The 24,351-nt window shown below is 69.4% G+C and carries 27 protein-coding genes and 2 tRNA genes; 6 read left to right on the top strand and 23 right to left on the bottom strand.

The features are described from left to right. The first annotated feature begins 66 nt into the window (after positions 1-66). Positions 67-2,925: a vitamin B12-dependent ribonucleotide reductase gene (locus tag ACYVJ3_RS01330; RefSeq protein ID WP_460850679.1), complete on the top strand. Its 2,859-nt coding sequence runs from the start codon at positions 67-69 to the stop codon at positions 2,923-2,925. Positions 2,926-3,037: 112 nt separating this feature from the next. On the opposite strand, the gene ACYVJ3_RS01325 is transcribed toward ACYVJ3_RS01330, so the two are convergent. The 9 genes from ACYVJ3_RS01325 to ACYVJ3_RS01285 form a co-directional block, all read right to left on the bottom strand. Next, the gene (locus ACYVJ3_RS01325) at positions 3,038-3,946 is read right to left on the bottom strand and encodes an HNH endonuclease (RefSeq protein ID WP_460850678.1); all 909 of its coding nucleotides are present in this window, start codon (positions 3,944-3,946) and stop codon (positions 3,038-3,040) included. Positions 3,947-4,101: 155 nt separating this feature from the next. Beyond that, the gene (locus ACYVJ3_RS01320; protein ID WP_460850677.1) at positions 4,102-4,521 is read right to left on the bottom strand and encodes a PPOX class F420-dependent oxidoreductase; all 420 of its coding nucleotides are present in this window, start codon (positions 4,519-4,521) and stop codon (positions 4,102-4,104) included. Positions 4,522-5,082: 561 nt separating this feature from the next. Further along, a complete protein-coding gene (locus ACYVJ3_RS01315) occupies positions 5,083-6,279 on the bottom strand; it encodes a CorA family divalent cation transporter (protein ID WP_460850676.1) in 1,197 nt (398 codons plus the stop codon). 223 nt (positions 6,280-6,502) lie between these two features. Further along, positions 6,503-7,714 carry an RtcB family protein gene (locus ACYVJ3_RS01310; RefSeq protein ID WP_460850675.1) on the bottom strand — a complete coding sequence of 404 codons (1,212 nt, stop codon included), beginning with the start codon at positions 7,712-7,714 and terminating at the stop codon, positions 6,503-6,505. Positions 7,715-7,752: 38 nt separating this feature from the next. Continuing rightward, a tRNA-Arg gene (locus ACYVJ3_RS01305) sits at positions 7,753-7,826 on the bottom strand. Positions 7,827-8,010: 184 nt separating this feature from the next. Then, positions 8,011-8,313 carry a MoaD/ThiS family protein gene (locus ACYVJ3_RS01300; RefSeq protein WP_460850674.1) on the bottom strand — a complete coding sequence of 101 codons (303 nt, stop codon included), beginning with the start codon at positions 8,311-8,313 and terminating at the stop codon, positions 8,011-8,013. Positions 8,314-8,315: 2 nt separating this feature from the next. Next, a complete protein-coding gene (locus ACYVJ3_RS01295; RefSeq protein ID WP_460850673.1) occupies positions 8,316-9,431 on the bottom strand; it encodes a WD40/YVTN/BNR-like repeat-containing protein in 1,116 nt (371 codons plus the stop codon). A gap of 119 nt (positions 9,432-9,550) precedes the next feature. Further along, positions 9,551-10,033, bottom strand: a complete 483-nt coding sequence (locus tag ACYVJ3_RS01290; protein WP_460850672.1) for a phage tail protein — start codon at positions 10,031-10,033, stop codon at positions 9,551-9,553. A 9-nt stretch (positions 10,034-10,042) separates the two neighbouring features. Beyond that, positions 10,043-10,435 (bottom strand): DUF2237 family protein, encoded by a 393-nt coding sequence (locus tag ACYVJ3_RS01285; RefSeq protein ID WP_460850671.1) that lies wholly within the window; start codon positions 10,433-10,435, stop codon positions 10,043-10,045. Between the two features lie 34 nt (positions 10,436-10,469). Between ACYVJ3_RS01285 and ACYVJ3_RS01280 the strand changes: the two genes are divergently transcribed. Then, positions 10,470-11,231, top strand: a complete 762-nt coding sequence (locus ACYVJ3_RS01280; RefSeq protein ID WP_460850670.1) for a DUF1206 domain-containing protein — start codon at positions 10,470-10,472, stop codon at positions 11,229-11,231. A 3-nt stretch (positions 11,232-11,234) separates the two neighbouring features. Here ACYVJ3_RS01280 and ACYVJ3_RS01275 read toward each other — a convergent pair whose 3' ends face one another. From ACYVJ3_RS01275 to ppnP, 5 genes are all read right to left on the bottom strand, one after another. Beyond that, on the bottom strand, positions 11,235-12,299 hold the full coding sequence (locus ACYVJ3_RS01275) for a hypothetical protein (protein WP_460850669.1): 1,065 nt from the start codon (positions 12,297-12,299) through the stop codon (positions 11,235-11,237). 64 nt (positions 12,300-12,363) lie between these two features. Further along, positions 12,364-12,576: a DUF4332 domain-containing protein gene (locus ACYVJ3_RS01270; RefSeq protein ID WP_460850668.1), complete on the bottom strand. Its 213-nt coding sequence runs from the start codon at positions 12,574-12,576 to the stop codon at positions 12,364-12,366. A gap of 105 nt (positions 12,577-12,681) precedes the next feature. Next, entirely contained in the window at positions 12,682-13,386 is a 705-nt protein-coding gene (locus ACYVJ3_RS01265) for a hypothetical protein (RefSeq protein WP_460850667.1), read from the bottom strand. A 10-nt stretch (positions 13,387-13,396) separates the two neighbouring features. Continuing rightward, positions 13,397-13,807: a (deoxy)nucleoside triphosphate pyrophosphohydrolase gene (locus tag ACYVJ3_RS01260; RefSeq protein ID WP_460850666.1), complete on the bottom strand. Its 411-nt coding sequence runs from the start codon at positions 13,805-13,807 to the stop codon at positions 13,397-13,399. A gap of 12 nt (positions 13,808-13,819) precedes the next feature. Next, positions 13,820-14,128, bottom strand: a complete 309-nt coding sequence (gene ppnP, locus ACYVJ3_RS01255) for a pyrimidine/purine nucleoside phosphorylase (RefSeq protein ID WP_460850665.1) — start codon at positions 14,126-14,128, stop codon at positions 13,820-13,822. Positions 14,129-14,151: 23 nt separating this feature from the next. On the opposite strand from ppnP, the gene ACYVJ3_RS01250 reads away from it, so the two are divergent. After that, positions 14,152-14,727 carry a DNA-3-methyladenine glycosylase gene (locus ACYVJ3_RS01250; protein ID WP_460850663.1) on the top strand — a complete coding sequence of 192 codons (576 nt, stop codon included), beginning with the start codon at positions 14,152-14,154 and terminating at the stop codon, positions 14,725-14,727. Here ACYVJ3_RS01250 and ACYVJ3_RS01245 read toward each other — a convergent pair. From ACYVJ3_RS01245 to ACYVJ3_RS01215, 7 genes are all read right to left on the bottom strand, one after another. Beyond that, entirely contained in the window at positions 14,720-15,100 is a 381-nt protein-coding gene (locus ACYVJ3_RS01245) for a DUF1304 domain-containing protein (protein WP_460850662.1), read from the bottom strand. The two genes, ACYVJ3_RS01250 and ACYVJ3_RS01245, sit on opposite strands and share 8 nt — an antisense overlap. Before the next feature lie 9 nt (positions 15,101-15,109). Continuing rightward, positions 15,110-15,739 (bottom strand): hypothetical protein, encoded by a 630-nt coding sequence (locus ACYVJ3_RS01240; RefSeq protein WP_460850661.1) that lies wholly within the window; start codon positions 15,737-15,739, stop codon positions 15,110-15,112. 51 nt (positions 15,740-15,790) lie between these two features. Beyond that, on the bottom strand, positions 15,791-16,309 hold the full coding sequence (locus ACYVJ3_RS01235; protein WP_460850660.1) for a hypothetical protein: 519 nt from the start codon (positions 16,307-16,309) through the stop codon (positions 15,791-15,793). A 40-nt stretch (positions 16,310-16,349) separates the two neighbouring features. Beyond that, positions 16,350-17,441, bottom strand: coding sequence for an ATP-dependent DNA ligase (locus tag ACYVJ3_RS01230; protein ID WP_460850659.1), 1,092 nt, complete (start codon positions 17,439-17,441; stop codon positions 16,350-16,352). A 4-nt stretch (positions 17,442-17,445) separates the two neighbouring features. Further along, positions 17,446-18,066: a class F sortase gene (locus ACYVJ3_RS01225; protein ID WP_460850658.1), complete on the bottom strand. Its 621-nt coding sequence runs from the start codon at positions 18,064-18,066 to the stop codon at positions 17,446-17,448. Continuing rightward, a complete protein-coding gene (locus ACYVJ3_RS01220) occupies positions 18,059-19,153 on the bottom strand; it encodes a hypothetical protein (RefSeq protein ID WP_460850657.1) in 1,095 nt (364 codons plus the stop codon). The genes ACYVJ3_RS01225 and ACYVJ3_RS01220 overlap by 8 nt, the downstream gene beginning before the upstream one ends. A 115-nt stretch (positions 19,154-19,268) precedes the next feature. Beyond that, positions 19,269-19,342 (bottom strand) — tRNA-Thr (locus ACYVJ3_RS01215). 114 nt (positions 19,343-19,456) lie between these two features. On the opposite strand from ACYVJ3_RS01215, the gene ACYVJ3_RS01210 reads away from it, so the two are divergent. Both ACYVJ3_RS01210 and ACYVJ3_RS01205 read left to right on the top strand, forming a co-directional pair. Then, positions 19,457-21,091 (top strand): GMC family oxidoreductase, encoded by a 1,635-nt coding sequence (locus ACYVJ3_RS01210; RefSeq protein ID WP_460850656.1) that lies wholly within the window; start codon positions 19,457-19,459, stop codon positions 21,089-21,091. Beyond that, the gene (locus ACYVJ3_RS01205) at positions 21,088-22,650 is read left to right on the top strand and encodes a succinic semialdehyde dehydrogenase (protein WP_460850655.1); all 1,563 of its coding nucleotides are present in this window, start codon (positions 21,088-21,090) and stop codon (positions 22,648-22,650) included. Before ACYVJ3_RS01210 ends, ACYVJ3_RS01205 begins: the two co-directional genes overlap by 4 nt. A gap of 90 nt (positions 22,651-22,740) precedes the next feature. On the opposite strand, the gene ACYVJ3_RS01200 is transcribed toward ACYVJ3_RS01205, so the two are convergent. Then, positions 22,741-23,181, bottom strand: coding sequence for an Hsp20/alpha crystallin family protein (locus ACYVJ3_RS01200; RefSeq protein ID WP_460850654.1), 441 nt, complete (start codon positions 23,179-23,181; stop codon positions 22,741-22,743). Between the two features lie 112 nt (positions 23,182-23,293). Here ACYVJ3_RS01200 and ACYVJ3_RS01195 point away from each other — a divergent pair, with 112 nt between their 5' ends. Continuing rightward, the gene (locus ACYVJ3_RS01195; RefSeq protein WP_460850653.1) at positions 23,294-23,566 is read left to right on the top strand and encodes a MerR family transcriptional regulator; all 273 of its coding nucleotides are present in this window, start codon (positions 23,294-23,296) and stop codon (positions 23,564-23,566) included. On the opposite strand, the gene ACYVJ3_RS01190 is transcribed toward ACYVJ3_RS01195, so the two are convergent. Continuing rightward, entirely contained in the window at positions 23,554-24,327 is a 774-nt protein-coding gene (locus ACYVJ3_RS01190; protein WP_460850652.1) for a dioxygenase family protein, read from the bottom strand. The genes ACYVJ3_RS01195 and ACYVJ3_RS01190 overlap by 13 nt on opposite strands. Positions 24,328-24,351 lie beyond the last annotated feature (24 nt).

Below are 24,351 nucleotides of genomic sequence, written 5' to 3'. Positions count from 1 at the left end.
GGCAACCAGCAGAGAACAAAGATGAAGTACGCCGGAATCCGCAGCCCGAGGGGGAACAGGAAGCACATGACCGAGACGGTGAGCAGCAAGGCAACCGGCCTGAAGATCGAGAGGATCTTCAGCACCGAGGGCGTCCACCCCTACGACGAGATCACCTGGGAGCGACGCGACGTCGTCCAGACCAACTGGAAGACCGGCGAGACCGTCTTCGAGCAGCGGGGTGTCGAGTTCCCCGACTTCTGGAGCGTCAACGCCTCCACGATCGTCACCACGAAGTACTTCCGCGGAGCTGTCGGTACGCCGCAGCGCGAGTCCGGCCTCAAGCAGCTGATCGACCGCGTCGTCGGCCAGTACGTCAAGGGCGGCATCGACCACGGCTACTTCGCGACCGAGGCCGACGCCGAGATCTTCGAGCACGAGCTCACCTGGCTGCTGGTCAACCAGTACTTCTCGTTCAACTCCCCGGTGTGGTTCAACGTCGGCACGACCGCTCCCCAGCAGGTCTCCGCGTGCTTCATCCTCTCCGTCGACGACTCGATGGACTCGATCCTCAACTGGTACAAGGAGGAGGGCTTCATCTTCAAGGGCGGCTCCGGCGCCGGCCTGAACCTCTCCCGCCTGCGCTCCTCCAAGGAGCTGCTCAAGTCCGGCGGCACCGCCTCCGGCCCGGTCTCCTTCATGCGTGGTGCCGACGCCTCCGCCGGCACCATCAAGTCCGGTGGCGCCACGCGTCGCGCGGCCAAGATGGTCGTCCTGGACGTCGACCACCCGGACATCGAGGAGTTCGTCGAGACCAAGTGGCGCGAGGAAGACAAGATCCGCGCCCTGCGCGACGCCGGCTTCGACATGGACCTCGGCGGCAAGGACATCACCTCGGTCCAGTACCAGAACGCCAACAACTCGGTCCGCGTCTCCGACGAGTTCATGCGTGCGGTCGAGGAGGGCAAGGAGTTCGGTCTCCGCGCCCGCTCCACCGGCGAGGTCATCGAGACCGTCGACGCCCGCAGCCTGTTCCGCAAGATCAGCGAGGCCGCCTGGGCCTGCGCCGACCCGGGCCTGCAGTACGACGACACGATCAACGACTGGCACACCAACCCCGAGACCGGGCGCATCACCGCGTCCAACCCCTGCTCGGAGTACATGTCGCTCGACAACTCCTCGTGCAACCTCGCGTCGCTGAACCTGCTCAAGTTCCTCAAGGAGGACGACACCTTCGACGCCCCGCTGTTCGCGAAGGCCGTCGAGTTCATCATCACCGCGATGGACATCTCCATCTGCTTCGCGGACTTCCCGACCGAGCCGATCGGCGTCACCACCCGTGACTACCGCCAGCTCGGCATCGGCTATGCCAACCTCGGCGCGCTGCTGATGGCGATGGGCCTGGGCTACGACTCCGACGGTGGACGCTCGATGGCCGCCACGATCACCTCGCTGATGACGGGTACGTCGTACCGCCGCTCGGCCGAGCTCGCCGCGATCGTCGGCCCGTACGCCGGCTACGCCCGCAACTCCGAGGCGCACAACCGGGTCATGCGCAAGCACCAGGCCGCGAACGACCAGGTCCGCACGCTGCACATCGCCGACGCCCAGGTGCACAAGCTGGCGACCGAGGAGTGGGGCAAGGTCGTCGAGCTGGGCAAGACCAACGGCTTCCGCAACGCGCAGGCCTCGGTGCTCGCGCCCACGGGCACCATCGGCTTCATGATGGACTGCGACACGACCGGCATCGAGCCGGACTTCTCGCTGGTCAAGTTCAAGAAGCTGGTCGGTGGCGGCTCGATGCAGATCGTCAACCAGACGATCCCGCGGGCCCTGAAGAAGCTCGGCTACGACGAGGAGAAGGTCGAGGCGATCGTCGAGTACATCGCCGAGCACGGCCACGTCATCGACGCCCCGGGCCTGAAGACCGAGCACTACGAGGTCTTCGACACCGCCATGGGTGCGCGGTCCCTGAAGCCGATGGGCCACGTCAACATGATGGCGGCCTGCCAGCCGTTCCTCTCCGGCGCGATCTCCAAGACGGTCAACCTGCCCGAGACTGCGACGATCGAGGAGATCGAGCAGATCTACATGGAGTCGTGGAAGCTCGGTCTCAAGGCGACCGCGATCTACCGCGACAACTGCAAGGTCGGCCAGCCGCTGGCCGACGGCGGCGGCAAGGCCAAGAAGGACGCGGCCGACAAGGCGGAGGCCGAGGCCAAGGTCGTCGAGAAGGTTGTCGAGAAGGTCGTCTACGCCCCGACCCGCAAGCGCCTGCCGAAGTCGCGCGTCTCGCGCACCACGTCGTTCACCGTCGCCGGTGCCGAGGGCTACATGACCTCCGGTGCCCACGAGGACGGCACGCTCGGCGAGGTCTTCCTCAAGCTCGGCAAGCAGGGCTCGACGCTGGCCGGCGTGATGGACGCCTTCTCGATCGCCACGTCGATCGGTCTCCAGTACGGCGTACCGCTCGAGACGTACGTCGCGAAGTTCACCAACCTTCGCTTCGAGCCCGCCGGCCTCACCGACGACGCCGACATCCGGATGGCGCAGTCGATCATGGACTACATCTTCCGCCGCCTCGCCCTGGACTACCTGTCCTTCGAGGAGCGGTCGATGCTCGGCATCTACTCCGCCGAGGAGCGCCAGCGCCACCTCGAGACCGGCTCCTACGAGCCCATCGAGGAGACCGGCAACGCCTCCGAGCTCGTCGAGCACGCCCCGACCGCCAAGGGCTCGCCCGTGGTCGAGGACGTCGTCGACGCCGACGAGGACCCGCTCGCCGGCGCCCCCGTGGTCGAGGCCCGCACCTCCGCCGAGCTGCTGGAGAAGATCACCGGCCACGCCGTCGACTCCCCGCTCTGCATGACCTGCGGCACCAAGATGCGCCCCGCCGGCTCCTGCTACGTCTGCGAGGGCTGCGGCTCCACCTCCGGCTGCAGCTGAGCCATAACGAAGTACGCCGAAGGGGCGGTCACCCGGCTGGATGGCTGCCCCTTCGACGTCATCGTGTGGATTTGTGGTCAGCTGGTGGCCGTAGATCCACCCGGTGTCTGAATCAGGCGCAGCCGGCTTCGTTGAACGCCTCGAAGCGCAGAGCGAGCCGATCGGGATCGGGTCTGTCGCTGCGCCGACTCGGCACCCAGAGCGGTCGACGATCCATCTCTTGAAGCCCGTACTTCAGCATCGGGCCGTCGACTTCAGTCAGGACCTGCTCATTGATCCTCACGATGTAGTCGGGTGAGATCCCCAGGATGTTCTCGTCGTACGCCGCGTGGTGGATCTTGCACAGGGTCAGGCCGTTGGTCACGACGGGGAGACCGTCTTCGTCGGTGTCCGCAGTGATGTGGGCAGCGTCGAGCAGGCGGACCTTCTTGAGAACGCACACGGCGCATCGCTCCTGATAAGCCGTGAGCACGCGGGCCCGAAACTCGGGCTGATGCATCCGTGCTCGGACCACGCGGTCCACGTACTGGCGTTGAACATCCGTGAGGTGGGCCGGGTCGGGAAGGAATCGCAGGCTCTGGTCCAGCGCGAGCAGGAACCGGCGGTGTTCGGGCTCTTCCTTGACCACGTAGACCGGCATGACCGGAACGAAGTGGCCGCCAGCGATCTTGCGCAGCATCACGATGGGTAGCTGCAGTCGCATCGCTTCCCGCAGCTTGGCATTGGAGCCTCCCCGCGGATCTTGGCCTGGTGGCCGGCGCTCGTACGAATAGCGGTAGAGCGACGCACCGTGGTCGCCGTCGTCGTACTCGCTGTCCGGATCGCTGACGATCGTGAGAGTCGCGGCGTAGGCCTGCGGATTCCAGATGCCCTTCGAGGTATCGATGATGCGCTCGGGTCCCCACCCGAAGTCGACACGACTAAGCCACTCGCGAGTCAGCGTTGGGTGGCCGGCGAACTCCGCGGCGAGGGCGTGCATCAACGCTTCGCGCTTGCTGAGTTCCCGCCCAATATCCGGCACGTCGCTAGCTTGGCATCCGCCTGGCCCGTTTCGCAGCGCTTCTGTTGTGCTCTGGGATGAGGCGTTAGGTGGTGATTTGCCGGCACCAGGTGCCGGCAAATCGCCACCTAACGGGCGTTCTCGTGACGTTCCGGCCTGTCCTGATCGGAGCCGGATCAGCTCAGCATCCCGTAGGCGCGCTCGGGCGTGAGACGTACGACGAGGCGGCGGTCCTCAACCATGGCGCGGCGGTACGCGTCCCAGTCGTCGTGCTCGCCGCCGATCGCGCGGTACAGGTCGACCAGCTCATCGACGACCGCGTCGTGGGTGTCTGCGGCGACGGGGGAGAGCTCGGCGGTGCACTCGAGGACGGCGTACGAGAAGAAGGTCGAGCCGTTGACGTGCAGGGCGGCCCACGGCTCGCGGCCGAGGTTGCGGGCCTTGGCGCGGTCGGCGGTGGTCGAGACGCGTACGACGCCCATCTCGTTGACCGCGTGCATGACGTTCGACAGCTGTGGTCGGCCGTCGCGCTTGATCGTGGTCAGCACCGACTGGTGGGTGGCTCGTGCGGCTCCGAGGGCTTGGTCGAGGTCCATGACGACATGGTGCACCCGGAGGCGTGGCGCTCGCGGTCGACGTACGTCGAGTGACGCAAGCTGCCGCACAGGTCTGCGTCCAACAGGAATCGGGTGCTGCGAATATCAGGATTCGTCTGCGGGTCAGTGCCGCGCTGCTTAGTGTCAACGCATGACTCGCCTTCAGTCGGCGGTCTCGGGCGCTGTTCTCATCATCTGCTCACTGTTCGCGATCGCGCCGGCGGCGCACGCGAGCACGCGACCGCCGTTGGAGCGGTGCACCCTGACCAGCACGCATCACTGCGTTCGCGCCGGTCAGTTCTGTCCCAGTGCCAGCCGGGGCCACTACGGCTGGGACGCCCACGGCAATCGTCTGAAGTGCTACGGCGGCAACCCGCCGCATTGGCACTACGCGTGATGTCGTCCCCGTGCGGGCGATCGATGGATCACCCGCACGGGGACGAGCAACGCTCAGCCGTACCCACCGGAGCCGGCGCGGACCGCCCTTGCCCGTGGCGATCAGGCTCGACGTAGCGGGCTGAGCCGGGACTGAGCCGGGCGCTCAGGAGTGTGGCCCTGCATCTAGCCGAGGTTGCGGAAGCCGAGGATGCGCCGCATCTCGGCGAGCTCCTCCTCGACCTGCCGGTCCGACCGACGTTGCGCTCCACGCCACATCCACAGGACCACCACCGCTGCAAACGTCAGCACGCCCATCGTTGCCAGCATGAAGTCGAACGCGTGCATGCTGTCAGCCGTCGAATGCTGGCCGGGCAGCCAGGTGTTCGCCCCGAAGAAGCCGACGATCAAGGTCGGGATCAGGAAGACGGCCGCCAGCACTTCCACGACGCGCTGGCCTCGTTCGTGAGTCTTGCGGGCCTGTTGTTCGATCTCGCTGTGGAGCATGGGCAATGACGAGCGGAGAGTGTCGGACAGCTTGCCGCCGGCTTCGAGGGCCCGATCGATCCGGTCGTCGATGCTGTGGCAGAGCTCGGCGTCCGTGGCGGGGATGAGCCATGCCTTGTTGATGTCCTTGCGAAGACCAGCCGGGTTGAGCGGCGTCAGCCAGCGACGGAGAAGTGCGATGGAACCCCACAGCTGCGCGACGGGCTGCCGCTCCGTCCGGCGGCCGACGAACAGGCTGATCTCCCACGCCTCCAGCCACTCCCGCAACTTGCGCATGGTCGGCACGTAGGTGAGCGCGAGCTCCTCGACGGCGAGTAGTCCCAGGTCGGCGGCGCTACGGTTCGGGGTCCCGGTGTGGGACGCCCACCTGCCGCGCACGGCGCGAAGCGTGCCATGGGGTCCCGACGACGGCTCGTCACCGCAGATGTCGATCCCGCTGTAGACCGTGCGGGCGTGCCAGCAGCTCAGGAGCCATCCCTCGCCGCTGACGAGCTCCGTCGGCTCGAGAACGATCAGGCCGGGGCGCTCGAAGTCGTCGCGGTCCGCGGCAGGTTGCAAGCTCCGCGACTCGATCGAGAACGTCGAGACCTTGCGAAGCGTCGTGCCGGTGGATCCCTCGTAGTCTTCAGTACCGGGAATCGAGTCCGGGACCAGCAGGTCGGTGAGGACTTCGAGCGTGAGGCCGGGGCACAGCGGCTCGAGCTGAGCGAGCAACGCCGCCGCCCGCCCGAGTGCGTTGGAAGCCGCGCTGATGTCTACCCAGACAAGCGCGTCCTCCTGTGTCGCGACCGCGCCGGAGGAGACCGTCCCGTCGGGGTACCACCACGTGACCGTGAGCTCATCCTCGCTGAGCTCGCCTTGGAGGTCCTCGTTCATGTCGTGATGCTAGTGACGCGCGCCCGGCGGAATCCGGCTTTCGACGAATCGGGGCCGTGCCCAGGCTGCGTGCGAGCGACTTGGCCCGCGGAGCGCACCTTGTCAACGCGAGCGTTCAGGAACGTCTGCACCCGCGGGCCTTGATGCCGATCATGACGGCCACTTGAGATGCGCTGCGCCTGCACGTGGTGCAGGCGCAGCACACCCTCAGGACCTGTCGAGCTCAGCCCTTCACGCACATCAGTGTGGTGAGCTTCGCGACGACCTCGACGAGGTCGGTCTGGGCGTCGATCACGGACTCGAGGTCCTTGTAGGCGCCGGGGATCTCGTCGAGCACCCCGGCATCCTTGCGGCACTCCACGCCGGCGGTCTGTGCCTCCAGGTCGGAGACCGTGAACGCGCGACGTGCCGCGTTGCGGGACATCCGGCGGCCGGCGCCGTGGGAGGCGGAGCAGTACGACGCCTCGTTGCCGAGGCCGCGGACGACGTACGAGCCGGTGCCCATGGAGCCCGGGATCAGGCCGTACTCACCCGCGCCGGCCCGGATCGCGCCCTTGCGGGTGACGATCAGGTCGACGCCGTCGTACGTCTCCTGCGCGACGTAGTTGTGGTGCGCGGAGATCTGCTCCCCGAACTCCACCTCGACCCCGCGCCCGCTGAACTCCGCGCGCACCGCCTCGCAGAACAGCGCCATCATCACGGCGCGGTTGCGGGCGGCGTACTCCTGCGCCCACCAGAGGTCGCGGAGGTACGCGTCCATCTGCACAGTGCCGGCCAGGAACACCGCGAGGTCGCGGTCGGGCAGCGAGAGGTTGTGGTCCAGCCCCTTGGCCTCGCTGATGTGCCGCTCGGCGAGCTCCTTGCCGATGTTGCGCGAACCCGAGTGCAGCATCAGCCAGACCTGACCGGTCTCGTCGGAGGTCAGCTCGATGAAGTGGTTGCCGCCACCGAGCGAGCCCATCTGCCGCATCGAGTTGCGCTCGCGGTCCTGCACGTTCTCGTGCAGGTCGCCGAAGCGCTTCCAGAAGCCGTCCCAGTCGGCGTGCTGACCGTGCGTCAGCCCGAGACGACGTACGTCGGGAGCGTCGCGGTGCGACTTGAAGCCGACCGGGATGGCCCGCTCGACGGCCCGGCGGATGGACTTCAGGGACTCGGGCAGGTCCTCGACGGTCAGCGAGGTACGTACCGCCTGCATGCCGCAGCCGATGTCGACGCCGACGGCGGCCGGCGACACTGCGTTGCGCATCGCGACGACGGAGCCGACCGTTGCTCCCTTGCCGAGGTGGACATCGGGCATGACGCGCAGACCCTCGACCCAGGGCAGCCGGGAGATGTTGCGGAGCTGGTCGAGCGCCTGCGGCTCGACGTCCTCGACCTGGGCCCACATGAGGGTCTCGGCCTGGGCGCCCGGCAGGCGCACGGGCAGGGTGTTCATCTTGTTCAGCCTCCTTCAAGGCATCGATGGGTGTGGCGTACCCCGTCCAGGAGTCGAACCTGGGACCTCCGCGGTCGTAGCGCGGCGCTCTGTCCAGCTGAGCCAACGGGGTGAGGTGGGCGCGGGAACGCGCCGACGGATCAGAACCCGGGCTGGAGCAGGGACCGACCTCGGGCAGGCGTCAGCGGCGCTTCGATGCGCTCTCGCTGGTTCATGTGCCTGCTCCGGATCGGGTGGTGGGTGCGGCACGAGGCTAGGAGCACGGGTGCCGGTACCGCCACCGAATAACCGAGGGCTCAGCCCCCGGCCATCGCGCCGATCACGAGGAAGGGCTCCTTCCCGGAGGCGACCTCGTCGGGGAGCGGAGCGTCGGGGTCGTCGTGGGAGAGGTCCTCCGAGCAGGCGAAGAACCGCACGAACGAACGCCGTTGGCCGGTGGCCTGGTCGCGGATCGTCCCGCGGAGCATGGGGTACGCCGCCTCCACGGCGTCGATGACGCTGCGGGTGGTGACCGCGCCGTCGACCGACACGGGGACCTCGTGCTCGACCTTCGCCAGGGCCCGGAGGTGGGCCGGCAGCACGACGCGGACGGTGGCCATGATCAGTCCAGCGTCTGCACTTCGACCGACATCACCGGAGGCAGGTCGTGCACGATCGCCTTCCAGGTGTCGCCGGAGTCGTTCGAGGCGTAGACCTGGCCGCCGCTCGTGCCGAAGTAGAGGCCGCACGACTCGTGCCGGTCGACGCTCATCGCGTCGCGCAGGACGTTGACGTAGCAGTTCTCCTGCGGCAGGCCCTCGGTCAGCGGCTCCCAGGTGTCGCCACCGGTGCGGCTGCGATAGACACGCAGGCGACCGTCCGGTGGGAAGTGGTGCGAGTCGCTGGTGATCGGGACGACGTAGATCGTCTCCGGCTCGTGCGCGTGCACCGCGATCGGGAAGCCGAAGTCGGTCGGCAGGTTGCCGCTGATCTCCTGCCAGGAGTCGCCGGCGTCCTTGGTGCGCATGACGTCCCAGTGCTTCTGCATGTAGAGGACGTCGGGGTTGCTCGGGTGCATAGCGAGGTTGTGCACGCAATGGCCGACCTCGGAGTCCTGGTCGGGGATCTCGCCCGACCGCAGGCCCTTGTTGATCGGCTGCCAGGTCCGACCACCGTCGGTCGTGCGGAAGGCACCGGCCGCCGAGATGGCGACGTACAGCCGATCGGGGTCGGTCGGGTGCTGCAGGATCGTGTGCAGGCACATGCCGCCGGCGCCGGGCTGCCACTGCGGGCCGGTGTCGTGCTCGCGCAGACCGGACAGCTCGCTCCAGGTCACGCCACCGTCGGTCGACTTGAAGAGCGCGGCGTCCTCGATGCCGGCGTACACCGTCTCGGCGTCGTGCAGCGAAGGCTCGAGGTGCCAGACGCGGTTGAACTCCCACGGTCGCAGCGATCCGTCGAACCACTGGTGCTGGCCGGGTACGCCGTCGTAGCGGAAGTCGTTGCCGACCGGCTCCCATGTCCTGCCGCCGTCGTCGGAGCGTTGGATGACCTGGCCGTGCCAGCCGGTGCTCTGCGAGGCGTAGATCCGATCCGGGTTCAGCGGCGAGGCCTTGAGGTGATAGATCTCCCAGCCCGGGAAGTGCGGCCCGTCGACCTGCCACTCCTCGCGCGCCTCGTCGGAGGTGAGGACGAACGCGCCCTTGCGCGTGCCGACCAGGACCCGTGTGCCACCCATGGTGCTCCCTTTCGCCGTCTCCGGCCGACGCTACGCCCGAGCGCCGACATCGGACAGAGGGTTGTGAAGCACCGCGAGGGCTATCGGCCTCGCTGTGCTTCACAACCCGATCGGGTCGATCAGTAGTCGCCCTTGATCACGAAGAACGACCCCCGGATCTCCCCGGCCAGCTTGGACTTCTGGCGCGCGAACTTGAAGCCGGCCGCGGCGAGCTCCTCCGGGACCTCCATGCCCTGCGAGAGCTTGAAGCCGATGGCGCGCTTGCCGCCCTCGGCGACGGTCCAGAGCACGTTGAGGACCAGGCCGGACTCGTAGATGAACTCGGGCCACTTGATGGTGCCGGCCTTCTCATCCTCGACGACGATGTCGGCCACCTCGAGGATCGGCGAGGCGAACTCGATGCCGCGCTCCTCGCGCAGGATGCGGGTGACCCACTCGACCAGCTCGGGGGCCTCAGCGGCCGGCACCGTCGTGTAGGTGTGCTTGTACTTGTTCGCGAAGTAGCGCGCCTCGTTCGCCCGCAGCCCGGCGAGCGCCTCGGCGACGGGGGAGGACTCGAGTCCCTCGGTGGAGACGTTCACGTAGTCGACGACATGTGCCATGCGCCCACGTTAGCGATCGAGCGCACTCGGATCGTCGGGTACGTCGACGGAGTGTGCCCGGAGCGCCTCGAGCGGGATCAGCTCCAGCGCCCGCTGGTTGGTGGAGGAGAGCACGACGGGAGCGGGTACGCCGTCGGCGTACGCCTGCGCCCAGCGGACGGCGACCACACACCAGCGATCGCCGGGCACCAGCCCGGGGAACGACCACTCGGGGCGTGGGGTGGAGAGATCGTTGCCGACGGCCTTCTGGTGGGCGAGGAACTCCTCGGTCATGACCGCACAGACCGCGTGGAGCCCCGCGTCCTGCGGGCCGCACGAGCAGCTGCCGTCGCGGTAGAACCCGGTCATCGGGTCGGTCCCGCAGGGCTCGAGCTCGCCACCGAGGACGTTGCGCTCCGTCATGTGATCAGCCTAGGCGCCCGGGTACTGCACAGGAATGGCGAGCGAGCGAACGCGCAAGGGACTGGACGCCTCCAGCCGGGCCGGGCTGGCGGCGTACGGCCTGCTCCACCTCCTGGTCGCGTGGGTCGCCGTCCAGCTCGCCCTGGGCGACGGGCGGCGCGACTCCTCGGGGCAGGGGGCGATGCGCGAGCTGGCCGCCCAGCCGTTCGGTCGCGCGCTGGTGTGGGTGATCGCGGTGGCGATGGCCGCCTTCTGCGTACGCCGCGTGGTCCAGGGCTGCGTCGGCCGGCACCGGGCCAGGGCCTGGGCCAAGGCCTGCGTGTACGCCGCCGTGAGTGCCTCGGCCACCGGGATCGCCCTGCGCTCAGGGGGTGGCGGGAGTGGCCGCGAGCGCTCGCTGTCGGCGCGGGTGATGGACGTGCCGGGTGGCGGCATCGTGGTCGCCGTCGTGGGCCTGGTGGTGCTCGGGGTCGGGCTGCGCCACGTCTACCGCGGACTGACCCGCGACTTCCTCGACGAGCTGTCCGAGGGAGGCAAAGAGGGGGAGTCGGGCACGGTCCACATCGTTCTCGGGCAGGTCGGCTACACCGCCAAGGGAGTCGTCATCGGCCTCGCCGGCGTGCTCGTCGCGTACGCCGGGCTGACCCATGAGCCGCGGAAGTCGGGCGGTCTCGACGAGGCGCTGCAGACGGTGCGGGACCAGCCGTACGGGCCGGTGCTCCTCTGCGCGGTGGCCGCCGGCATCGCGGCGTACGGGCTGTTCTGCTTCGCGCAGGCCCGGCACCTGTCGCGGTGAGCCTCAGGCGGTCGGCTCCTTGGCGACCGCGTTCGTCACCATCACGATCAGCATGCCCAGACCGGCGTAGATCGCGAGCACCACGAACGGCCAGGTGGTCGAGGCGGCAGGGAAGTAGAGGGCGTCACGCGCGACCGTCGCACCAGCGCCCGGCGGCAACGCCTGACCCAGGTGGCGACCGACCTCGGGGAGCATCTCGGGTGCGGTCGACGAGCCGGAGATGATCAGGCCGAGCGTGAAGTACAGGCCGCCGAGCAACGAGCCGGCGGGGCCGAGCAACGCCACCGCCGCGGCCGTCGACGCGGTGACCGCGAGCGAGATCAGGCCCAGGCCCCAGAACAGCGTCCAGTGGTCGGCCCCCTTGCCCACGCCGAGCACCGCCATGGCCAGGAGGGAGACCGCAGCCGACGCGGCGGCGTACACGAGCAGCAGGCCGACGTGACCGAAGCCGCGGCGGGCCGAGCGGCGCGTCAGCCCGCCGAGCCGGCCGAGCGCGAGCGAGGCGACCGAGCCGCCGAGGCAGATCGCCTGGATGATGAAGGCGAGCGAGCTGCCGGCGCTGTCGTCCTTGGGCAGCGGGACGACGTCGACGACCTTGGGCGGCTGCGCCAGCGCGGCGGTGGTTCGCACCGGCACCGGCTTGCCCGCCTTCACCAGCGCGGCGGTGTCCTTCGCGACCTGCGCCTCGTACGCCGAGGTGTAGGTGGCGCGCAGCAGGTTGGCGACCGACGGAGCGGCCGCGGAGGCGACGTACAGGGTGGGGATGTTGCCGGTGAACACCACGCCGCCGTACGCCTTGCGCTGCTTGATCGCCGTCGTGAGCGCCGCCGAGCCGGCGTACGACGCGACCTGGAACTGGTCGTCCTGCTCGAGCTGGGGCGTGAGGGCTGCGCGTTGGGCGCTGCTGCCGACGATGCCGATCGGCAGTTGATGGGGGTGCGGGGAGTGCGCCATCGAGAGGTAGTACAGGCCCAGCAGCAGCTGGATCAGCGCTCCGCCGATCGCGATCGCGATGCCGAGCTTCTTGATCTTGCGGATGCGCTGGACGTCGTCCCCGGCGTGGCTCATGCGCACATGATGGCGCATGCGGCCGGCACTGGGAGCCCGGTCCGGGCTCCCAGCGCGCGGGCGATCAGGAGTAGATCTCCTTGGCGTGGGCGATCCAGCCCGCGACGGTGTTCTCGTTGACGGGCAGCTCGCCGTTCTTGTCCTCCAGCGCCTTGATCAGGTTCGCCGCGTTGCGGTGCTGCAGCTCCTTGACCGAGTCGACGCCGATCTCCTTGAGCAGCTCGGCGTACTTGGGGCCGATGCCCTTGACGTCGGCGAGGTCGTTCTCAACACCCATGGCGGGTTCCTTCCGAGTGGGCCGAGGGCCCGTCCTCCGACGCTTCTCTCGGAGAGTAGGCCCGGGCCTGCCTCCTGGCTAGGGGCGCGGCGGTGAACCCTCGGGCTACTTCAGGCGGTCGATGGTCTGCTGTGCGAGCTTCTCCATCACGGCGGTGTTCTTGGCGGTGGCGCCGATGGCCATGTAGCCCACCGTGTACATGTTGTGCCCGATCCGGATCACCGCGATGTCGGCGGCGACGGGGAACATCGCCTTGACGTCCATGTGCATCGCGAAGCTCTGCTGCCCCAGGTTCGGGAAGTCCAGCGGGGTCAGGCTCATCGTCGACTTGTTGCCGTCCTTGTCGATCGAGGTCGTCGTGCTGCACCGCCCGAGCATGTCGACGACCTTGTTCATCGCGGCCTCGGTCACCGGCTCCTTGTAGGACTCGATCGAGGTGAAGAAGAACGGCCCGAAGTCGTCCTTCTTGAAGTAGTGCTCGTTCTTCGCATCCGGCTTGCCGGTCCAGTCGTCGGAGTTGCTGAACGACTCACAGGACTTCGGCGTCACCTTGTCGCTGCTCTGCTCGTCGTTGTTCTCCTCGCTCGGGTCACGCGTCCAGCCCTTGCCGACGTCCTTGGCCGACGGCAGCACGGCGCCGATCCGAGCCGGGGTCAGCAGGTCGCCCGCGTGGCCGAACGCGTTCGCGGCCTTCTCGTCGTGGTGGCCGCCGCCGACGGTGTCGGCCTTGTCCGAGCCGGAGCCGCAGGCGGCCAAGGAGGTCAGGGAGACGGCGAGGACGGCGGCGACAGCGGTCTGACGGATGCGCATGCCGCGGAGGCTATTGCGATCCCGCGTCGCCCGCGGCCGAATGGAGAAGCTCGACGGCAGGTACGTCGGCCGGCGCCCACGCGACCTCGCCGAGGTCGGCCGGAGCCAGCCAGCGCAGCTCGTCGTGCTCGGTGGCGTGGGGCGCGCCGTCGCCGAGCGTGCAGTGGTACGTCGACAGCACGACCGTCGCGCCGGCGTACGCATGTGTCGTGGTGGTGAGGTGCTCGCCGACGGCGACCGCGCAGCCGAGCTCCTCGAGGATCTCGCGCGCCAGCGCCTGCTGAGCGGTCTCGCCGGGCTCGAGCTTGCCGCCCGGGAACTCCCAGAGCCCACCGGTCTCGCCGCCGGGGCCCCGACGGGCGCAGAGGATCAGCCCGTCGCGCACGATGACGGCACCGACGACCTGGATCGGCTCACTCATCAGTGAGTGAGGTCAGCCGTAGCGGCAGACGTAGCCGAGGGTCTCGGTGACCTCGATGTCGAAGCTCGAGTCGCCGGGCACGTCGAACGAGTCGCCCGCGGCGTAGGAGGTCCACTCCTCGGAGCCGGCGAGGCGCACGCGGCACGTGCCGGCGTTGAGCTCCATGATCTCGGGCTGCGCGGTGCCGAAGTTCAGGCTGGCCGGGAAGATCACGCCCGCCGACAGCTTCTCGCCGTCCGCGGTGAAGAACGTGTGGCTCACGCACTTGCCGTCGAAGTAGATGTTCGCCTGCGGGTCCAGCGTCACGTTCTCGAAAGTCACGGCGAGATCCTACGGTGGGCGACATGGCGGACGTCGAGGACGTGGTGACGCAGGCGAAGAGCCTGCTCGGGCGCACCCTGAGGGGACACGGTGTCAGCGTGCGGATCACCGAGGTGGAGGCGTACGGCGGCCACCTCGACCCGGCCAGCCACGCGTTCACGCGCACCAGGCGCAGCGAGATCATGTACGGCGACCCGTGGCGGCTGTACGTCTACCGGTCCTATGGCATGCACTTCTGCGCCAACATCGTCACCGGGCCCACCGAGCACGGCGCGGCGGTGCTGATCCGGGCCGGTGAGGTGGTCGACGGGATCGAGGTCGCGCAGGCACGACGCGGCACCGAGAGGAACCTGGCCCGCGGGCCGGGCAACCTCGCCCAGGCGCTCGGCATCACGCTGAACGACCTCGGCACCGACGTGCTCGACCCGTCCAGCGCGGTCACGGTCGGCCCGGCCATCGGGCTCGGGGACCACGAGATCGTGCAGGGCCCGCGGGTCGGCGTCTCCAAGGCCGCGGATGTGCCGTGGCGGTTCTGGCTGGCGGGTGAGCCGAGCGTGTCGGCGTACCGGAGGAGCCCGCGGGCGCCCGGGATCAGCTGACGGCGGCGAGCCCGAGGAAGGCGAGCGCGAGCGCGGGCGCCAGGCCCTGCACCAGTCCGGCGCGGCGCTTGGTCGGGTCGTCGGAGACCAGCACCAGTGCGGCGCCGAGCATGCACGAGCAGCCGAAGGTGACGAGCGCGCCTCCAGCGGTGTGCGAGGCGGCGTACAGCACGATGCCGACGGTCGTGCCGATCGCCAGGAAGAGGTTGTAGAAGCCCTGGTTGTAGAAGACCTGCTTGAGCGCGGCGGCCTCCTCGCGGGTGATGCCGAAGACCTTGCGGCCCGGGCCCTCGAACGCGATCGACTCGAGCCAGAAGATGTAGTAGTGGATCAGCGCCGCCAGGGCGGCCAGCACCAGCGCAATGGTGAGCATGCAGGAACGCTATCCGCAGTTGTCGCAGATGCCGGTGGCAGGGATCGCCATGAAGCAGGTCTGGCAGATCTTCACGGTCGACTGCGGCTGGGCCTTCGGTTCGCGCGCGGTGGTCGCACGCGGGGCGCGCGGCGCCGCCACCTTCTTGGCACCGGCCACGGGGACCGTCGTCCGCACCACCCGCACGGCCTCGACCACCGGCGTCGGGGCGACCCATCCGGGCGGCGCGGGCTCGGTGATGTCGAAGCTCGCCAGGATCTCGCGGGCGGCGGCGGTCGGCTGGTGCTTGGGCCGGGTCACGATGTCGTACGACGAGGACGCCCCCTCGAGGAACGTCTGCGCGTTCGGCTGCAGGGTCGGCGGCAGCACCCGGTGGCGCCAGCGCAGCGGCGACAGCTCGCGGCAGGTGATCGTCACCAGCTGCGGGCGGTCCCAGCAGACCAGCGCCCAGTCGTCGCGGTGGCTGCGTGCCCACACGGCGATCCGCTGGTCGCCGGCGAGGGCGGCGGCCTGAAGGGCGATGCGCTCGGGGTTCGAGAAGCGACCCGTCACGAGCAGGGTGCCGGGCACCGGCTCGGTGACGACGTACTCCTCGCTCTCGAGGGCCTCGACGACGGACGCGAGCGATTCCGTGATCACACTCCGAACCTAGCGGGCGCGCCTAACCCGGCGTGAACGGGCGCTGACGTGCTACTGGTCACCGGCGGAATGCTCCACGAGGTGCAGCACGGGTACGCCGAGGTGCCGGCGAGCGCGCGAGGTCCAGTCGACGTGGAAGAACTCGGCCACGAGGTGCGGGCGGGTCAGGATGATGACCTCCTGCGCGTCGGTCTGGCGAACCTCCGCCTGCAGTGCCTCGATCGGTGACATCTCGATGATCGAGGAGGTGCCCGCGACGCCGCCGGCATCGGACAGGCACCGCATCGACGCATCGAGCGCCTGCTGCGCGTCACTGCGGCACTCGTCGCGCAACGCCGCGACGTCGCTGGCCGCCAGGGTGGGCGAGGGCACGACCAGGTCTCCGGCACCGACGGCGGTCATGGAGGCCTCGACCGCGGCGGCGGCATCGGCCATCGGCAGCATGAGGTGGTAGACGACCTGCTGGTCGTCCAGGCCCTCGTGGAGGTCCCGGACGAGCTGGGCGTCCTGGGGGCCGAGCTGCTGCTCGATCAGGAGGACGACGTCGTACCGCTCTGCATCGGTCTCCATGTATCAGGTCTACACCCGTGGCAGGCGTGGGAGAAGAGGCTCAGCCGAGCACCTTGTCGAGGTCGTACCTGACCGGCTGCTCGAGCTGCTCGTAGCCGCAGCTCTCGGGGTCGCGGTCGTCGCGCCACCGCTTGAAGTGCGCCGTGTGGCGGAACCGCCGGCCCTCCATCGCGTCGTACTTCACCTCGATCACCCGCTCCGGGCGCAGGGGAGTGAAGGAGAGGTCCTTGCCGGAGCTCCACCGGCTCTGCGTGCCCGGCTGACGGCCGGGGTTGGCGACCAGGAACTCCTGCCAACGGCCCCACGGGTGCTCCTCGATGGGGCAGACGAGCGGCTGCAGCTCCTGCCACAGCTCGGCGCGGCGGGCCTCGGTGAAGGAGGCGGAGACGCCGATGTGCTGGAGCTCGTCGCCGTCGTAGAGGCCCAGCAGCAGCGAGCCGATCAGAGGCCGCTCCGCCGTGGAGGTCTTGTGCTCGCGGTAGCCGGCGAGCACCACGTCGGCGGTGCGCTCGTGCTTGATCTTGAGCATGCTGCGCACGTTGGGCTGGTACGCCGCCCCGAGCGGCTTGGCGATCACGCCGTCCAGGCCGGCGCCCTCGAAGATGTGGAACCACTCCTCGGCCACCGCCGGGTCGGTCGAGATCCGGGTCAGGTGGCACGGCCCCTCGGCAGGCAGGTCGGCGAGGGCTTGCTCGAGCAGCGCCCTTCGCTCCTGGTACGACGCCGCCGTGTGGTCGTCGTCGCCCAGGGCGAGCAGGTCGAAGGCGACGTACGACGCCGGTGTGGTCTCGCTCAGCATCTTGATCCGCGATGCCGCGGGGTGGATGCGCTCCTGGAGGACCTCGAACTCCAGGCGCGGCACCCCGTCGCGACGGTTGAGCGCCACGAAGATCTCGCCGTCCAGGACGCAGCGCTCGGGCAGCTGCTCGCGCATCGCCGTGACGAGCTCGGGGAAGTAGCGGGTCAGCGGCTTGGTGTTGCGGCTGGCCAGCTCGACCTCGTCGCCGTCCTTGAACACCAGGCAGCGGAACCCGTCCCACTTCGGCTCGAAGGCGTGCGTCCCGTCGGTCGGCACCCCCTTGACCGGCTTCGCGAGCATCGGCTTGATCGGCGGCATCACCGGGAGATCCACGGGATCACCCTAGGCGTACCACCGGCCGCGCGGTCACGATCGTGTTGCTGAGGTAGCGGGTGCCGTTCCAGTCCGAGCACGTCACGACGACGAGCCGAGGCGGTCCGGTCTGGCGGAACAACCGCTCGGCGTCGGCCGCCACGATCCCCTTGGCGAACGTGTGGACCCGGGTCACGCGGTAGCGGTCGGCGCCGTGCGAGGTGGTGATCACGAGCGGCCGCCCGACGTCGAGATCGGCCAGGTCGTTGAGGGCTCCCGGCCCGTTGTGGACGGTGTGGCCGGCGATCAGGGTGGTGCCGCGTGCCGCGCCCGGCTCGGAGCCGGCGGCCCACCAACCGAGCGTCATGGGGTCGCTCGGTGGCACGAGGGTGCGCCCTGCTGCCGCCACCGCCACGACCGGCGCATCGACGTGGATCGCCGGGATCCGCAGCCGGCGCGGCGCACCCGGGACGCGGGGGACCTCATGGGCGACGGGTGCCCTCGGCCCTGCCGTCGCTGTGTCCGCCGCGCTCGTGGGCACGGCCGTGGACGAGTGCGTCCACCACAGGCCGCCGGCGGCGAGGACGACGAGCCCGGCCAGCACCGTCAGTGCTGGCCGGACCCGCCCACCCGTCCGGTCAGGCACGTCGGCGCGCCCGAGCCACCCCGAGGGCGGTCAGGAGAACGCCGAGACCCGTGACGGCCAGGGCCCACGGGGAGTGCGCCCAGCGATCCAGGAGGCTCCGCGAGCTGCCCGCGTCGACCGCGGTCGGGACGCTGGACCCGTTCACCGAGGGCAGGCCGGCGCTGGCGAGGTCGATTCCCGCCGGCTGGGGGCCGACGACGACCGGAGGCGTCATGACGGGGAACGACACGTGGCCGGGAGTCGGCGTCCCCGGGAGCACGACGGTGCCGGGCGTCGGTGTCACCGGCGTCGGGGTGACCGGCGTCGGGGTGACGGGCGTCGGGGTGACGGGGGTCGGCGTCGGGGTGACGGGGGTCGGCGTCGGTGTGCACGGCGAGATCCAGAAGACCTTCGTCTTCGTGTCGGCGCCGAGCGAGTGGGGCGTGTGCACCGTGACCCGGACGTGGTAGCCCTGCTTCGCGGGTGCCGCACCGCTGAAGGTCAGCGCGTAGTCCTGCACCGCGTCGAGGCCCGTGCTGGTGCCCGCGCCGCTGGCCGGGTCCCCGCCGACCGCCACCGTCGTCGGTGCGACACCGCCGATCGTCACGCCCTTGGTGGGCGCCTGCGGGGAGAACGTCACGGTCGAGATGACGTCGGAGCCTGCGTCGTACCCGAACCACTGGACCTCGACGGTGCAGCCCGGGTGCGGTGCGTTGTTCGGGATGCCGTCAGCGTCGCCGACCACCGCGATCTTCACGGTGCCGTTGTTGCCGGGAGGGTCGCCGGCCGGATCCTTGGGCGGGCCGGCGGGCGCCTGGTGCGGCGCATGGTGGGTGCCGCCCCCGGTGCCACCCCCGGCGCCGCCCGCGCCGGCGCCATGGGCGTGCGTGGGCGCCCGGCCGCCGGTTCCGGCGTGCGCGTTGGGGTGGTGCGGGTGGGGGTGGCGTACCTGCGCGGCGCTGCTCGTGGTCGGTCCCAGGTGCTTGCCCTGGGAGGTGTGGTGTGGTCCGGACGAGGGAGTCGCGTACGCCGCCGGCGCGACTGCCATGGCCAGGACCGCTGCTGCTGAAGCACCCGCTGCCGAGATGGTGCGGAAGGACGTGGACATCAGTTTCTCCGTCTCGCTGGGGCCCTCCCCGTGACGCCCGGTTCCCGGAGCGGTGAGACGCAAACTCGAACAGTTCTGCAGATGTCGTACGACGCCGTGCCGGCGTCGGTCCACGAGCCGCGTGTCGGATTCGAACCGACGACTTTCGCTTTACAAGAGCGACACTCTGGCCAACTGAGTTAACGCGGCATGCGCTCGCGTGAACGCGACGACATGGTAGCCAGCGCGGACCGGGCGCGACGGCATCAGGTCACCAATACGAAACCCTTTCGTATTCAAACTAGAACGCGTTACAGTTCGGGCGTGGCCCACAGCAACGAAGCCGATTACGTCGTCGTCGGATCCGGCAGCTCCGGATCCATCATCGCGGGACGGCTCGCCGAGTCCGGCGCGTCCGTGATCCTGATCGAGCCCGGCAGGTCCGACGAGCAGATCCTGACCAAGGTCCCCGGGATGATCGGCCCGATGCATGCCGAGCCGAAGATCAAGAGGCTCAACGACTGGGGCCTCTACTCGGTGCCGCAGGAGAACATGGACGGCCGCCGGATGCCCGCTCCCCGCGGCAAGGTGCTCGGCGGCTCGAGCTCGGTCAACGGGATGGTCTACGTGCGCGGCAACCGTGCCAACTACGACTCCTGGGCCGCCGAGGGCAACACCGGCTGGAGCGCCGACGAGGTCAACCCGGCGTTCAAGCGCTACGAGGACTTCGAGGACGGCGAGAACGAGTTCCGCGGCGCCGGCGGCCCGATCCGGATCGGCCGCAACAAGACCCCGCAGGCCATCACCGGCCAGTTCATCCAGGCCACCGCCGACACCCTCGGCGTCAAGGTCCTCGACGACTACAACGCGGCCGAGCAGGAGGGCATCGCCTTCATGCAGCAGAACGCGGTCGACGGCCTGCGCTACTCCTCGGCCCGCGGCTACGTGCACCACCTCGCGCCCCCGACGCTCGAGGTGCAGACCAGGGTGCAGGCGACCAAGATCGTCGTCGAGAACGGCCGGGCCACCGGCGTACAGGTCGTGGACCTCGACAAGGCCGGCAAGAAGGCGACGACCCACCGCTTCATCCGGGCCGGCAAGGAGGTCATCGTCTCGGCCGGCTTCATCGGCAGCCCGCAGCTGCTGATGCTCTCCGGGATCGGTCATGCCGACCACCTCGCCAGCCTCGGCATCGACGTCGTCGCGGACCTGCCGGTCGGCGACAACCTGCACGACCACCTCTTCCACGCGCTGACGTTCCACGCGCCGTCGGTCCAGCACAAGGGCACGCCGTTCTACTTCGCCAAGGGCTTGCTCAAGGAGAAGACCCGCGGCGGCTCGTTCCTCGCCAACTCGGTCTTCGAGTCGGTCGGCTTCGTGCGGACGTCGTACGCCGGGGACGGCCCGCCGGACCTCCAGCTGCACATGCTGCCGTGGGCCTACCCGACGCCCAACCAGGACGAGCCGATCCGGCACAACGTGGACCCGCGACCCTCGATGACCGTCTTCTCGACGCTGATCTACCCGCGCAGCCGGGGCACGTTGCGACTGGCGAGCACCGATCCGCTGGCGAGCCCGCTCATCGACTACGGCTACCTCCGTGAGCCCGACGACATCAGCGTGCTCGCCGAGGGCACCGAGATGATCCGCGAGATCATGGGCTCGGCCGGCATGGGCGACGCGATCAAGGGCGCCATCCACCCGCCCGCCGACCTGACCGGCGATGCCCTGCGCACCGCCCTCAAGCAGCGCTCGACGTCGGTCTACCACGGCGTCGGCACCTGCCGGATGGGTGTCGACGACCGAGCGGTCGTCGGTCCCGACCTCAAGGTCCGCGGCATCGAGGGTCTGCGCGTCGCGGACGCCTCGATCATGCCGAGCATCACCGGCGGCAACACGAACGCGCCCTGCTTCATGATCGGCGAGCGCGCGGTCGACTTCATCCTGGGTCGCGCATGAGTACGCCGACCCGGCCGGCCACGCTGACCGACGAGCTCCTCGAGGGCCTGGTCGCCCGGGTTCCGGGCCGCACCGGGGCGACCTGGAAGCTGACCGAGGTCTACACCGGCGAGGTCCTCGTCGAGCTGCCGCAGTCGACGCCCGAGGACATCGCGGATGCGTTCGCCGAGGCCCGCAAGGCGCAGGAGCTGTGGGCCCGGTGGCCGGTGAAGAAGCGGCTCGAGGTCTTCGACCGGGCGCACGCGCTGCTCCTCGACAACGCGCTGACGACCGCCGACCTGATCCAGGCCGAGAGCGGCAAGAACCGGCGGATGGCGATCGAGGAGACCTGCGATCCGCCGATGATCATCAGCCACTACCTCAAGCGCGCACCCAAGCTGCTCGCTCCCCAGAAGCACGCCGGGCCGGTCCCGATCGTCTCGTCCTCGACCGAGGTGCGTGTCCCCAAGGGCGTCGTCGGGATCATCGCGCCGTGGAACTTCCCGTTCGCCACGGGTCTCTCCGACGCGATCCCCGCGCTCATGGCCGGCAACGCCGTCGTCGTGAAGCCGGACAACAAGACCGCCCTCTCGCCGCTGTTCGGCATCAGGCTGCTCGAGGAGGCCGGCCTGCCCAAGGGCCTGTTCCAGGTGGTCTGCGGTGAGGGCCCGGACGTCGGGCCGACCCTGATCGACAACGCCGACTACGTCATGTTCACCGGCTCGACCGCCACCGGCCGCGTCATCGGAGAGCGCGCCGGACGCAACCTGATCGGCTGCTGCCTCGAGCTCGGCGGCAAGAACCCGATGGTCGTCCTGGACGACGCCCCGGTCGACGACTGGGTCGAGTCCGCGACGTTCGGCGTCTTCGGCAACACCGGCCAGATCTGCATGCACATCGAGCGGATCTACCTGCCCGAGAGCCGCTACGACGAGCTCAAGGACGCCTTCGTCGAGCGCGCCAGGAACCTGCGCATCGGGGCGGCGTACGACTTCGGTCCGGAGATCGGCTCGCTGGTGAGTCCTGAGCACATGGAGCGCGTCGCGAGCCATGTCGAGGACGCCGTCGCGAAGGGTGCGACGGTGCTGACCGGTGGGAGGGCACGTCCCGACATCGGCCCGGCGTTCTTCGAGCCGACGGTGCTCGAGGGCGTCACCAAGGAGATGCTCGCGGGATCGACCGAGACCTTCGGTCCGGTCGTCGCGCTGCATCGCTACCGGACGGTCGACGAGGCCATCAAGCTGGCCAACGACACCGACTACGGCCTCAACGCGTCGGTCTGGAGCGGCGACGTCAAGCGCGCCGAGCAGGTCGCTGCCCGCATCGACTCGGGCAACGTCAACATCAACGACGCGCTCGCGACGGCGTACGCCTCGAAGGGCTCGCCGTCCGGCGGCGTCAAGCAGTCCGGCGTCGGCGCGCGCCACGGTGACCAGGGGCTGCTGAAGTACACCGACGCCAAGAACGTCGCCGTCCTCAAGAAGCAGGTCATGGGCGCGCGCCCCGGCCAGGACTACGACGGCTACGTCAAGCAGATGCTGAGCTCCCTCAAGATCATGAAGAGGCTCGGCATCCGCTGACGCCCGACGTACGCCGGCCCGGCCCGCCTTGCGTGAAGGGGGCCGGACCGCGCGACCGTCGGCGGTGGTCGGGGCCCGTCGAAGGGCCCGTCAGGCGCCGATCGCCTCGTGGTGCTCGGCCGGCTCGATGCCCGCGACCTGGATCTTGCGCGGCTTGGCCTTCTCGGCCACCGGCACGACCAGGCGCAGGACGCCCGCGTCGTAGGACGCCTCGATCCGTTCGAGGTCGAGGTTGTCGCCGAGGACCAGCTGACGGCTGAACTGGCCGTGCACCCGCTCGGAGGCCAGGCGCTGCCAGTCGCCGTTCCCGGCGAGGCGCTCGGCGCGGACGGTCAGGACGTTGCGCTCGACGTCGATGTCGATGCTCTCCGGGGAGACGCCGGGCAGGTCGAACTCGATCGTGAACCGGTCGCCCTCGCGCCAGGCGTCCATCGGCATGACGGCAGGACGGTTGGTGGTGCCGCTGTTGCCGAGCAGCTGGTTGGTCAGGCGGTCGAGGTCGCGGAACGGGTCGGTGGTGCGCAGCAACATGGCTTCCTCCTTCTTGCAGCTCGCGCGGGGGCGAGAGTTGATCTGTATCAGTTGTTATAGATCATCTGATTCGTCCATTCAAGGTAGGGTGATGCCTGAAGGAGGTCGGACGATGGCAGGGCAGCGCGGCGTGTACGCCATCTCGGTGGCGGCCGAGATCGTCGACATGCAGGTGCAGAACCTGCGGGTCTACGAGCGGCGCGGGCTGCTCACGCCCGGCCGGTCCGCCGGCGGGACCCGGCTCTACAGCCACGCCGACATCGAGACCCTCCACCGCATCCGCGACCTGCTCGCCGAGGGACTCAACCTGGCCGGCATCGCCCGTGTGCTCGAGCTCGAGGCGACGGTCAGGCGCTTGGAGAGGCGCCTGGCTCAGGCGACCTGAAGCGACCGCTTCGAGAGCCCGCTGAAGAACCCGTCGATCCGCTGCTCGCCGGGCACCGCCGCATCGGTGGCGGCGCCGAGCGTGATGAACAGCGGCGTGTAGTGCTCGACCGTCGGGTGGGCGTACGGCATGCCTGGCGCGACGGAGCGGTACGACGCGAGCGTGTCGACGTCGCCGCGCGCCATCGCCTCGGCGGCCCATGCGTCGAACTCGCTGGACCAGGTCGGCGCCTTCGCGCCCGGGCTCCAGTCGGTCAGGAACGGCAGGCCGTGGGTGAGGAAGCCGGAGCCGATGATCAGCACGCCCTCGTCGCGCAGGGGGCGCAGGCGGCGGCCCAGCTCCATCAACCGGCCCGGGTCGTGGGTCGGCATGGACATCTGCAGGACGGGGATGTCGGCCTCGGGGTACATCACCTTGAGTGGCACCCAGGCGCCGTGGTCCAGGCCGCGTCGGCGGTGCTGGTGCACGGGCTCGTTGTCCGGCATCATCGCCGCGACCCGCGCCGCCAGAGCGGTCGAGTCGGGCGTCTCGTAGGTCATCTGGAAGTACTTCGCGTCGAACCCGCCGAAGTCGTAGACCAGGGGAGCCTGGTTGGCGGTCAACGAGACCGGCGCCGCCTCCCAGTGGGCACTGACGATCAGGATCGCCGTGGGCCGCGGCAGGTCGCTCGCCCAGGAGGCCAGCTGGCTGGTCCAGAGTCGGTCGTCGAGCAGCAGCGGCGAGCCGTGGCCGATGTAGAGCGAGGGCATCCGATCCGTCATGACGACTCCAATGATTGAAAGTTG

The sequence above is a fragment of the Nocardioides montaniterrae genome, assembly GCF_054782655.1.
This window is presented reverse-complemented; position numbering and strand designations above follow the sequence as displayed.